10 protein-coding genes are annotated in these 10,932 nt (G+C 66.8%); 1 reads left to right on the plus strand and 9 read right to left on the minus strand.

Annotated features, from left to right (window positions below; genetic code table 11):
• Window positions 1-4 precede the first annotated feature (4 nt).
• The 7 genes from OB08_RS12935 to OB08_RS12965 all read right to left on the minus strand — a co-directional run bounded on the left by OB08_RS12935 (window position 5) and on the right by OB08_RS12965 (window position 7,503).
• Window positions 5-1,285 carry a MinD/ParA family ATP-binding protein gene (locus tag OB08_RS12935; protein WP_461475356.1) on the minus strand — a complete coding sequence of 427 codons (1,281 nt, stop codon included), beginning with the start codon at window positions 1,283-1,285 and terminating at the stop codon, window positions 5-7.
• Entirely contained in the window at window positions 1,282-2,874 is a 1,593-nt protein-coding gene (locus tag OB08_RS12940; protein ID WP_461475358.1) for a hypothetical protein, read from the minus strand. The genes OB08_RS12935 and OB08_RS12940 overlap by 4 nt, the downstream gene beginning before the upstream one ends.
• Window positions 2,874-4,367, minus strand: coding sequence for an SCO6880 family protein (locus OB08_RS12945; RefSeq protein WP_461475360.1), 1,494 nt, complete (start codon window positions 4,365-4,367; stop codon window positions 2,874-2,876). The genes OB08_RS12940 and OB08_RS12945 overlap by 1 nt, the downstream gene beginning before the upstream one ends.
• Window positions 4,367-5,608 carry a hypothetical protein gene (locus OB08_RS12950; protein WP_461475362.1) on the minus strand — a complete coding sequence of 414 codons (1,242 nt, stop codon included), beginning with the start codon at window positions 5,606-5,608 and terminating at the stop codon, window positions 4,367-4,369. The genes OB08_RS12945 and OB08_RS12950 overlap by 1 nt, the downstream gene beginning before the upstream one ends.
• Window positions 5,609-5,831: 223 nt before the next feature.
• Entirely contained in the window at window positions 5,832-6,131 is a 300-nt protein-coding gene (locus tag OB08_RS12955) for a hypothetical protein (protein WP_461475364.1), read from the minus strand.
• A gap of 24 nt (window positions 6,132-6,155) precedes the next feature.
• A complete protein-coding gene (locus OB08_RS12960; RefSeq protein ID WP_461475366.1) occupies window positions 6,156-6,773 on the minus strand; it encodes a M23 family metallopeptidase in 618 nt (205 codons plus the stop codon).
• 1 nt (window position 6,774) lies between these two features.
• Window positions 6,775-7,503 (minus strand): hypothetical protein, encoded by a 729-nt coding sequence (locus OB08_RS12965; protein ID WP_461475368.1) that lies wholly within the window; start codon window positions 7,501-7,503, stop codon window positions 6,775-6,777.
• Window positions 7,504-7,879: 376 nt separating this feature from the next.
• Here OB08_RS12965 and OB08_RS12970 point away from each other — a divergent pair, with 376 nt between their 5' ends.
• On the plus strand, window positions 7,880-8,197 hold the full coding sequence (locus OB08_RS12970) for a hypothetical protein (RefSeq protein WP_461475370.1): 318 nt from the start codon (window positions 7,880-7,882) through the stop codon (window positions 8,195-8,197).
• A 216-nt stretch (window positions 8,198-8,413) separates the two neighbouring features.
• Here OB08_RS12970 and OB08_RS12975 read toward each other — a convergent pair whose 3' ends face one another.
• Together OB08_RS12975 and OB08_RS12980 are read right to left on the minus strand one after the other, a co-directional pair.
• On the minus strand, window positions 8,414-9,421 hold the full coding sequence (locus OB08_RS12975; RefSeq protein ID WP_461475372.1) for a zinc-dependent alcohol dehydrogenase: 1,008 nt from the start codon (window positions 9,419-9,421) through the stop codon (window positions 8,414-8,416).
• A 1,233-nt stretch (window positions 9,422-10,654) separates the two neighbouring features.
• Window positions 10,655-10,924 carry a hypothetical protein gene (locus OB08_RS12980; RefSeq protein WP_461475374.1) on the minus strand — a complete coding sequence of 90 codons (270 nt, stop codon included), beginning with the start codon at window positions 10,922-10,924 and terminating at the stop codon, window positions 10,655-10,657.
• Window positions 10,925-10,932 lie beyond the last annotated feature (8 nt).

Below are 10,932 nucleotides of genomic sequence, written 5' to 3' on the forward strand. Positions count from 1 at the left end.
TGTCTCAGAGTTGGGCGGCGGCGTGCGCGGCGACCGTCACCCACGCATCCCGGGTAGCCGGTCGGAGCGCCTCGTACCGGAGCGGCCCGGACTTCAGCGCCGGGTCGAACGGGATCGTCGCGACCTGGCGTACGTGACCGGTGAACCCGTCGACGATGCGGTCCACCTCGAGCCGCCGGGTCGGCTCCGGGTTGGTGACCACGACGACTGCGTTCTCGGCGAGGTGCGCGGAGCGGTCGTCGCGGCGCCGAAGCGCGTCGAGAAGGAGTGAGGCGGATTCGGCCGGTTCGGGGGCGGCGAGGGTGGGGATGACGAGCTGGTAGCTGGAGTCGACCATGCGCAGCCACCGCTCAGCGGACTCGTCGTTTCCGGAGTCGAAGATCACCAGCCGGTAATAGCGGGCGGCGACCTGCATCAGCAGGTCAAACTCGGAGTGCTCAATCCGCTGATCCGTCGCGAGCAATTCCGGGTTGGAGCGGAGCACGTCGTACCGGTCAGTGGTCTGGTGATGCACGAACCGGGAGATGTCCGACACCCCCGCGGCCGGACCGAGGAGCCCTTCGGCGGCGGGGAGCAGGTCGCGGACGGTGGTGTCGTAGAGGCCTTGCTCGGTGCGCCAGCCGAGCGTGCCGCGGGTGTCGTTGTTGTCCCACGCCAGCACGTTCCCGCCCCCGAACCTCGCGTAAACGGCGGCGAGCATCGCGGTGGACATGGTCTTCCCGACCCCGCCTTTGCCATTCACGACGGCGATGGTGCGGCATCCGGCCCACTGCCTCGACACCACCTGCTCACGGTCCCGTCGCGCCACGTCGTCGGCGGACGGCTTGATCGTGATGCCGAGGCTCGCGAGCGCTCCTCGCCACCCGGCGGTCGCCGTCTCAGATCCGGTGTGCGGCGTGATGAACGAGGTCCGCGACGGGACCTCCGCCAGCGCCTCCTCTTCTGCAGGTGTTTCGGGGGCGAGTTCGGTGGATCGGATGTCGCGCCGCAGTGTCTCCTCGGGAGCGGTCGAGTCGTCGGGTTCGGTGGGTGCGAAGGCGTCGGCGTCGGGGGCTTCGGTGATGTCGCCGGTGACGGTGATAAGGAGGCGGTGGGTGCCGCGGTCGCCGGCGGTGACTAGCTCGACGGGTTCGCCGCTGCGGCGTGCTTCCTCGGCGGTGCGGGCGACGATGAGCTGCCGGATGTCTTCGTCGGCGCCGACGATGAGGGGTTCAGTGTGTCCGTCGGGGGTGGTGAAGGTTGCGGTGGGACCGGTGACGGTCGCGTACGCGCGTGGGGTGGTCATTGGTACTCCTTGGTGGGGATAAGCCACCCGTCCACGCCGGTATCGGTGGGGGCGGGCCAGTACTCGTCCAACTCGTCCGGAGCGAGGACGGTGAGGTGGGCGGGGTCTTCATGGTCGGAGGCGCGGACGGCGTCATCGGTCTTGAACAGCTCGTACTCCCACGGAGTCGACGTGGCGAAGCAGTCCACGAGGTAGGAGTATTGGCCGACGTACGCGAGGAACTCGCCCTTGCGCAGCTGCCGGGCCATGTCGACGTGCGGGGCGGGCATGTTCAGCCGGGTGCGGAGGGAGGTTTGTTCTTGGTGGTTGGTGCGGAAGATGAACTTGTTCTCGATGTCGCCGACGATCGAGTACGCGAGGTTGCGTTCCTGGGAGTCGGCGTCCCCGACCGCGTCGAGGTCGCCCATCTTGTGCAGGATCACGATGTTGCTAATCCCGTAATGCCGCGACAGCTTCAACCACTGCTGGTACATCTGCAACGCGGCCAGCGACGTCATGTCACGCCAGCCCTCTTCGCGGATCACGTACCGGGTGCGGTGCGCGGACCGGTCCGACACCACCGCCTGAATCCACGCCGTCGTGCACACCTGCGTCAGCTGCGCCACCAGGTCCCCGCGCGCGAACAACTCCGACGTGTCGACGACGACGATGGGGGCGTCGGCATCGAACGCAACGGTGGACTCGTCCTCGAACAGGCCGGAGAGGTCGCCTTCGACGAACCGGCGCAGCACGAACCTCGGCTGCACCGCCGCCTCCGCAAGGCGAGTGTCGGCGCCCGGGTCGGTGGTCATCCGGCCGAGCTCGTCGTAGACGCCGCGGAGAGTGGGCTGGTCATTCGTGTCGGCAATACACCGTTGTAGGGCGTCGTGGATGCAAGCGTGCTCGACAGCGGTGAGGCGTTGCCCGCCGAGGGCCAGTTCGATGAGGGTGATCAGGGTGGCGATGCGCCGCTGCCGCACCATCTGCTCATGCTCCTCATCACTCGCATCGGAGCGGCGTGGTCCACGGTCGAGGGGGTTGAGGCGAGCGGTGGTGCCGCCGCCGAGGGTGATGACCTTCCCGCCGGGGATCGCGTCGGCCACGATCACCCACTCACCCTTCGCGTCCGACGGGACGACGGCTTGGTGACCGAATGCGAGGGAGCGGGTGACGAGGGTCTTCACGGCGGCGGACTTCCCGGCCCGGTACGCGCCGAGAACAAGAATGTTGGTGGAGAACGTGCCGCGCTCGGAGGCGTCGACATAGGTCTCCCAAGGCGAGAAGTGCCACAGCGCGTCCGCGTTGAGGTCGACGCCGACGATCGGGCCGCGATGGCCGAGGCCAGCGTCGGCGACGAACGGGTAAATCCCGGCCAGGTGCTGCGAGGTCGCCTGATGCGCCGGCACCCATGCCGGCGCGAGATTCCAATAGCCGCCGTCGATCAGCCCTGGTCCGAACGGTCCTCGCACCGTGGGTTCGGGCAGGCTGCGGTCTCGCCGCGACCTCCGCGGTGTCTGGTTGCGGAGGCTGGGCGATACGGTGCGTCTGAGGGCGCGACGCTCCTGCCCGCTGAGACCGGCCGGCTCGAAGAACGGGGTGTGGCGGGTCATCACTTCATCCCCAGCCCGACCGGGAGGGCGTTGACCATGAGCGCTTCGGCTTGCTGGCAGTACAGGATCTGCGCCTCCATCCCCGCCCGCGACAGCGCGTTACGCATCCCCGCGAGCGCCTGGTCGAGGCGCTCCTCGTCGGGCGCGGTGACAGTGAGGTAGGCGCCGTAGCGGAACTCACCATGCCCGGCGACGATCTCATGCTCCTGCTTCTCCAACGCATCCCAGTCCGCCGCATCTGCCGCAGACCCATCGGCACCGCGCTTGGCGCGCAGCTTCTCATTGCCGCGCCACACCTTCTTCTCATCCCGGATTCGCTTGAGCGCCTTCGACACCGGGACGGGAGTGAGGACCAGAGAAAAGATGTGCGTGACAGTCTCACCGGTGTGCGGGTGACGGGCGAACACCACCGGCGCAACGAACCCGACCGGCGCATCCGAGCGCGGCCACTCGTGCACCCACATCGTGGTGTGCACCCCAGAGTCGGTGTAGACGACTCCGTTCTTCCCCTTCGGCTCCTCCAGGTGCATCGGTCCCACCGCGACGGGGTCCACGCCGGCGTGGGTGTCGTCACGGTTCTGCACCACCGGAGCGAACTCCGGGTCGAACGCCACCCGAGCCAGTGCGGCGACATCTCGGGGCGACAGCCACTTTCTGACGCTGACTTTCGCGGCCCGGAGGGCGTCGGCGAGGTTCCCGGCTTCGAGGTAGGCGAGGGTCTGAATGGCTTCCTTGCCGCCGCCGAGAGATTTCAGCTGCGGACCGAGGGCGATGAGGTCGAGGGTGAAGGTGAGGTAATTGCGATGCGCGACCGCGAACCGCTCCGACTTACTCATCACCGCCTCGTAGTTCTCCCCCACCGGCGTCGCGGCGTCAAGCTCACGGCGGACCCGGACGGTGTCGTAGTGCTCGCGGGCGGCGCGGATGGTGGTGGGCAGGGTGCGCTCTTGGAGCGTGATCCGCTTGACGCCGGGGCGTTGTGTGAAGGACGCGAGCACTTGAGCCCATTGCTGGGCGAGGTCGTACCGGTCGGGGGTGTCGTGCATCAAGAATCCCTGCACCTCGAGCTCGGCGGTGACGGACACGGTCCGGTCGTGCGGGTTGTACAGGCAGGCGACGTCGTTCACATCCCAGAACTGAATCGACGCCCGCACCCCCGGCAGATTCAGCGTCCCCACCAATTCGCGACGTTCCGGCCGGAACCGCTGCTCGGTCGCACCCGTCGCGTGACGAATTCGCTTCATCACCCACAGCCCACCCATCCGTGGGGCGGAAATCCCATGGATGGTCGCGACGGCGGTGCCACCGAGGGCGAGGTAAATCGGCGCCGCGTAGAGGAGTCCGGGCGGGCCGAGCCGGTTAACGGCGAACAGCACGGTGACGGCGGCGGCCGCGAGGAACGTGAGCTGCCACCCATCCATACCCATCACAATCCCCTGACGGGACCGACGCGGCAACCGGACCGGGCGCGCGAGATCAGGTGTCGTGTTCATCACGGAGTCCTCTCCACTCGAGGCGACGACGGCGGCGTAGGCGAACCGGCGCCTTGCTGCTGCGAGGGCGGCGACGTGCGACCCTGCGTCGGGGCGGTCGAGGTCGCACCGGCGGTCTTGTTCGCGGGCGAGCTGGCACCTTGGGCGGTCGATGTCTTCGCCCCGCTCGCCGCGCTCGACGTCGCGGTAGCGGTGCGGCTCGTCCCACGAGCGGCGCTACTCGCGACACCCGCTGGGGCACTCCCCAGTCGGCTGGGAATGGCGACCGCGGCGCGGGCCGCGCGACCCCCGAGCTGGCCGGCGTGACTGCCGAGGCGGGAGCCGACGCCGTCCGCGGCGACGGCGCCGACGAAGCTGAACAGACCGAAGATCGCGAAGGGTGCGAACGCGACGAGGGCGAGTCCGAACAAGAGTGGCCATGCCTGCGGATCCCAGATCGTGCTCACCGCCGATAGCCCGTTGATGATGAGGGTCACGAACCCGATCGTCAGCGGCCCGGTCAGCAGCAGCACGACTACGGCGGACACGTAGCGGATCACCCACTGCGGGCCGACACCGCGCACGGGGAACAGCATCCACGCCACGGGGCTGACAGCGATGAGAGCGGCCAGGACGATATTGCGGAAGGTGAACACGAGCATGAGCAGCAGCATCCCGACCATCAGCAGCCCGTGGATCAGGAACGCGAAGAAGTAGTTCGCCTGTCCGCCGGCCCACATCACTCCCTGCAGGGTTGCGAAGAGGGCGGAGGGACCGTCGCGGTTCATGATGTACCAGGTCATGTCATCGACGGCGTTGAGAAGGTGCCCCGTCAGCCACAGGGTGATCGGCACAGCCGCGACTGCGATGAAGGACCGGCCGATCGCCGCGATGACCTCGCCGCGGTCGCCCGAGACGACGGCTGCGGTTACGGCCCAGACCATGGAGCCGAACGTGACGATCAGGATGGCCCAAGCCCAGAACGACCATTCGCCGGTCGCGGCATCCCACAGCAGTGACGAGGTGTCGAAGCGCATGTTCGCGGCGACGGCGTACATCATCGAGGTCGCCCCCATCGCCATTCCGCGCCCCGCGTTCTCAAAGGTGACGCACGCGACGTCCCCGATGCTGCAGCCGTACTCGACGAGAGCGATCTTTCCGCCATCAGCCTGAATGGCGTCTGCATGATCCTCGTATGTCGTGCAGACGGTGGTGCGCTCACCGGCGACGAGCACGCCGAGGTAGCAAGTCTGGGCATCCACGTCGGCCGGATTCGTAGGTGTGCACGTCACTTGGTTGCTCGCCACACGGCAGTCCACGGGGTGGGCGGGTGCGGACCAAGGTTCGCCTGCGACCGTGCTGTGCGTCGAAACGAGGTCGGTCGGTCCATCATCGGTACTAGTCGCGGAGGCGGGTGCATGCGCGCTGATCGCCAGGCCGGCGCCGATCGCGAGCGAGGCGAGCAGGATGCCCACGGGGTGCATGTCAGAAGCCGAAGTCGAAGTTCACGAAGAAGGCGAACAGGCCGCTGGCTGCGCCGAGGACCGCGGCGGCGAGGAAGATCCACATGATGCTCTCGCCCGCCCAAGTGCGCACCCTGTCCGATGCGAGCCCGCGGAAGGCGAGGGCGGCTCCGGCGATGATGAGCATCACCAGCACGACAAGCATCGCCGCGGCAAGGATCCATGACGCGATGACTTGGAATCCCGCGAAGAACGGAGCGGAGTAGTCCGGTTGGATGTCGGGGACGTCGACGTCCAGCGGGATGCGAAGCGGGGTGGCCATGGCAGTTCCTTCCAGTGGGGACACTCAGATCAGGGGGAGGCCGCGGGCGGCCATGAACGGTTGCGGATCGAGGCGGACGTCGTTGTCGCGGACCTCGAAGTGCAGGTGGCAGCCGAACGATCGGCCAGTGTTCCCTTCCGCGCCGAGGGCGGCCCCCGCGGGGACGGGGTCGCCGACCTTGACACGGATGGAGTCCCATTGCATGTGGCCGTAAATCGTCACCAGGCCGTCGCCGTGGTCGATGCGGACCGTGTTGCCGTAGCCCTGGTACACGCCGGCGGTGATCACGTCGCCGGGTCCGGCCGCGTAGATCGTGCTGCCGCATCCCTGCGCCATGTCGTACCCGCCGTGATCGACGGAGCAGTAACTGCAGCCGACCACCGGGTTGTAGCCGAAGCCACGCCCCTTGGTGTACGCGCCGGCGAGCGGGTATCCCCAGTCGCCCTTCACCGCGGGACCGCCACCGGGTGCCACGGCGGCGGGCAATCCTGAGCTGGCGCCGACGATGGCGAAGGGGATTGCGATGAGTGGGGTGAGCGCGATCGCCGTGATGAGCAGGAGGGCGATCAGCACGCCGACCACTGCTCGGCGTCCCGTCCTCGTTCCGGCGAGGGCAGTGACGGCAGCGGCCGGGGCGGGCATGTCAGGGCTCCACGGGCTCCGTGAAGTAACGCACCACCTTGCAGTCCCCAGCCTGCTGCGCCGAGTCCGGAGTCGGAACCGACCCCGCACCGCACAGCACCTGCACACTCACCCGCACCGACTCCTCGAAGGACGACTCGCGCCCATCGCCATCCCTGCGTGTGAACGCCAGCACGACATCCGCCGTCGCGATCGCCATATCCCCCGACACGTCATCTGTGACGAGACCGGTCACGACGCGCCCCGCGTTGGCGACCACTCGGCCGTTCTCGGCGGCGAGAGAGTCCCACTCTTGCTCGGGTAGGACCACTCCCTGCCGGAGTTCTAGCTGGGCGGCTTCGATCTCGGCCTGCTGATCAGCGGCTGACTTGTAGCGGGTGTCGGGAGTGAACCACGAGTCGAGATACGCGAGCCATTCATCTCTGGAGGCCCTTGTGGTGTCGAAGGTTGCAGCAGCTTCGAGGGCGGCGGCCGCGTACAGTTCGGCGTCGGTGGTGATCGGCTCACCGCGCCAGCCGGCCTCCTCGGCTCCCGCGTCCACCACCGCGTCGGTCGGATCGGCAGGCGCAGGGGTCGAGGACGGGGAAGACTTAGCCGTCTCTGTCGGCGCGGGGGACGGTTGATTCGAAATCGCGACGATGATGATGGCGAGGATCCCGGTGAGCAGGATCGCGCCGCCGACGATGGCCCATCTTTGGGCGCGGCGCGCTGCAAGATTCCGTGACGTCATGATCCGCACCTCCCCGCAACCGGGCGGCCCCGATCGGTGCGAGTTGCGACACGTGGGGGGCACGCCGTGCTGGGCATCCTACGCACGAAAGGGTCGAACCGAAAAGGCTCAGTTTCGACGTTTCGGGTGGCGCGCAAAGCGCTGCAGCGCGGGTCGCCCGGGGGAGGGCTTGACGCACTTGCGTCGCACACTACGCCTGCCCGATAGGCGTTGTCTGTCGGAACTTCGGTGGACATCGAGCATGCCGCGAGAGCGACGCTGAGGGTGATCTCCGTCCGTGACATGAGTGTAGGGTACAGGCATACACTCGAGATGTGTAGAGCTAATTCCTACGGTTCCGCTGGACGGCGACACCCAGCCCGCGAAAGAATGAGGCATGCCGAGAGTCGCCCGCCCCGCGAACGCAGACGCGGCGGAGGATCCCATCAAGGCATTCGGCAGCATGCTCAAAGCCGGCATTATCGGACACCTTCGCGCTCACCCTAACGGCGGGCGCAAGGAGATCTCCGATGCGCTCGCCCTTCCCGAGCAGACCGTCATTACTGGCATTGACGAGCTCCTGAAGTTCGGGCTCATTGTCGCCGACCCACCCCGCGAGGTGGCTACGCGCGGACAACGAGTGCGGTACCGCGTCAATGACGAAGCGGTGACCGAGATGTACCTACGCCTGGGCATCGCCATCGGTGAGATTTGAACCACTGGTTGCACCGAGCCCCGTAGTGAGGGCGTCACGCCGCTCGACTTCCATGTGGCCAAGCGAGGCTGTCTTGATATCGAGGTCTGTGAGCGCATGACCGAGATCGTCGCGTAAGCGGACCGGGACGCGCAGTGCCTGCTGACGATCGCAGTCAGAAGAGTTCCCCGTCCTCGCCTCACACGACAAAGATCGAGGGCACTTCCCCGGTGCGAATCAGCCGAGAATGACTTGGATCTTCGTCCCCGGAGCGTGGGTTGCGCGAGCCCCGGCCTGCAAGATCCTCTCCACTTCCTCCAACCGCACCCTCGATGCAACAAGGGTGGAAGCGACATGCTGCAGTTGGGTCATGGTGTTGATGGTCTCTTGTATGGCGCTCGAACCCCCCAGCACCCCATGCACGGTGACATCCTTGAGGACCGTGGTCGCAACGTCTAGCGTCGCCGGCTCACCAGGGACACCCAGGAGTACGAGACGTCCGCCGGGCTGGAGCCGGTCGAGCGCAAGCTGCGGGACGTCGCCAGCTCCGGTGGCCTCGATGGCCGCTTCAAACTCCTGATCGCTGAGCCTTTCCGCGGAGAGCGCACGAATTCCGAGCTCCCGGCAGAGGGCCCTGCTTCGGTCGCTGCGCGCGACAACGGTCACTCCTGCCCCGACATGCTGAGCGAAAAGAGCGGCCAGCAGGCCGAGGGTTCCCGCTCCCCACACCAGCACTCGCGAGTCGGCGGTGATACGGGCGAGTTCGACGCCGCGCATCGAGCAACTTCCAGGCTCGACGAATGCTGCGGCTTCGACGCTGAGCTCGTCGGGTATCGGGTAGATCGCCGTGGAAGGAAGCGCGACCTTTTCGGCGAGAGCGCCTGGCCTGCCGCCGCGAACGCCAACTTCAGTGTGATTCGAGCAGAGTTGAGGCTTTTCAACGGCACAGTACCCGCAGTGGCCACATCCAATGAACGTGTCGCCGACTACACGCTGTCCCGGGAGAAGGCCAGTGACCCCTGCACCGACGTCTTCAATGGTGCCCACCCACTCGTGCCCAGGCCGCAGGGGATATGTCGCTAGACCCTGACGGAAGTACGGCATCGTTCCGTTGAAGAGCGCGACGTCGGTGCCGCATAGGCCAACCCGCTCTACCCGCACGACAACCTCGTGAGGGAGCGCGACCGGATCCGGGAGAGTGACTACTCCTCCTTCCCCAGCGCCTTGGATAACGAACGCTCTCATGAACAGCTCCCCACTATCACTCGGCTCGCCCTGATGCTGCGCCGTTCGCCCGTTGTCTGGTGCGTGACCCAGCGTGTGGTCATCAGCCGATGCTCAACCCGCTCTGTCAAGACCGCCTTGATGCACTCTTCAGGATGCTCGTGGGCGAGAGCGAATGCTTGAGGACCTTCGGTGAACGGAAAGACCTGAACAAACTCGATAGCCTCCGGGAGATCTGCGATCAACTGGGCGGCTTCGCGGAGTCGAACGCGTGTCCTTAACAACGCGCGGGGGACATCAGCGTGCCTGATGGCCGTGGCTCGCCTTCGGTCCCGGTGGCGGCCTCGAGGGGAGCCGCTCCCCGCAGCTGTGAGGCCGAGGTGTCGTGCGAACGCGGAATCGCTATTTGGCGATCCGAGGTACGCCAAATAGCGCCGACTCTCGTTAGAAGAGCTTGTTGGCGCGGTGCGAAGGGCGCCCCTCGATGGGGTGGTCAGAGGAGCTCGATGCGGAGCAATGGTTTAATGGCGCATCGGCGCCCACTGGCATGCTTCGGACATCGAGTCGCCCTCTTACGAAGCGGGCTCACTGGCGGTGATGTCGCTCGGAGCGGATTCAGATTCCTGCCACGCCTAACCCTCACACTCGGCCTGAATCGGAGCCCAAACACCGCATTAGTGGCGAAATCAGGAGCGCGAGGGGACAACGGGGCACGGTTGAGGTGACGTGCATTTGGGACCAAGCGCGCCGGACCAGCACCCAGGCTGCCGGGCCTACGGCAATCGGGGCCCCGTGCAAGGTGTGGCGCAGCATGGACAACAGCACGAGCAGCAGCATCCCGACCATCGACTCCGCTAACTCACAGGGTTTTCATCGGCGCGTCGCTCCGCGCGTAGCGCCCGAGACACGATCCGACGCACTGCGTGATGACCCAGGACCGACCCGCGATGACACCAGCAGCGGCAGCGGCCCGCCTCGTTGAAAAGCTCATCGAAGTACCAGCCGGAACAGGCGGTGCCGGCGCAGAGGGTCCAGTGCGCGGTCATTGCACTCCGCCCGGTCTCAAGGTGCTCGTTCCCGCCGACACATCGAATAGAGGATTAGGGTGCCGTCTCTCGCCGCAGTAATCATCGTGGCCGGCCGAACTGACGCGTCGGGTTTCGTCCCCGGAACCAGCCCACCCACAAGGGGACTCCGATCCATGTAGGTGCCGAGTGCCCCGAGGATGCGAAGTCGCTCGGGGCACTCGATGGCTCACGGTTGCGGTGGCGGGGCGGGGAGTTCGCCTCCGCCTGGGAAACCGCCGTCGGGGGGTGCGGGGAAGTCGCCGCCGGGGAAGCCTCCGCCGGGGAATCCGGGCATGGTGGCTGCGGGCGGCGTTGTCAGTTTGCCGACCGCGAAGCCGACGGTGGTGCATGTGAAGGCCAGGGCGATCACGATGCCTAGGCTGACTGCGCGGGTGCGCTTGGGTGGGACGGTGATGGTCGCGTCGCCGGTCGTGGATGTCCTGGGTGTGGCTGCCATGGTGGGTT

The organism is Microbacterium sp. HJ5 (assembly GCF_054824025.1).

Coding starts and splice junctions, on each gene's coding strand:
- OB08_RS12940 (WP_461475358.1), bottom strand. CDS start 2,874: ATGACCCGCCACACCCCGTTCTTCGAGCCGGCCGGTCTCAGCGGGCAG.
- OB08_RS12960 (WP_461475366.1), bottom strand. CDS start 6,773: ATGCCCGCCCCGGCCGCTGCCGTCACTGCCCTCGCCGGAACGAGGACG.
- OB08_RS12970 (WP_461475370.1), top strand. CDS start 7,880: ATGCCGAGAGTCGCCCGCCCCGCGAACGCAGACGCGGCGGAGGATCCC.
- OB08_RS12980 (WP_461475374.1), bottom strand. CDS start 10,924: ATGGCAGCCACACCCAGGACATCCACGACCGGCGACGCGACCATCACC.
- OB08_RS12975 (WP_461475372.1), bottom strand. CDS start 9,421: ATGAGAGCGTTCGTTATCCAAGGCGCTGGGGAAGGAGGAGTAGTCACT.
- OB08_RS12955 (WP_461475364.1), bottom strand. CDS start 6,131: ATGGCCACCCCGCTTCGCATCCCGCTGGACGTCGACGTCCCCGACATC.
- OB08_RS12945 (WP_461475360.1), bottom strand. CDS start 4,367: ATGAACACGACACCTGATCTCGCGCGCCCGGTCCGGTTGCCGCGTCGG.
- OB08_RS12935 (WP_461475356.1), bottom strand. CDS start 1,285: ATGACCACCCCACGCGCGTACGCGACCGTCACCGGTCCCACCGCAACC.
- OB08_RS12965 (WP_461475368.1), bottom strand. CDS start 7,503: ATGACGTCACGGAATCTTGCAGCGCGCCGCGCCCAAAGATGGGCCATC.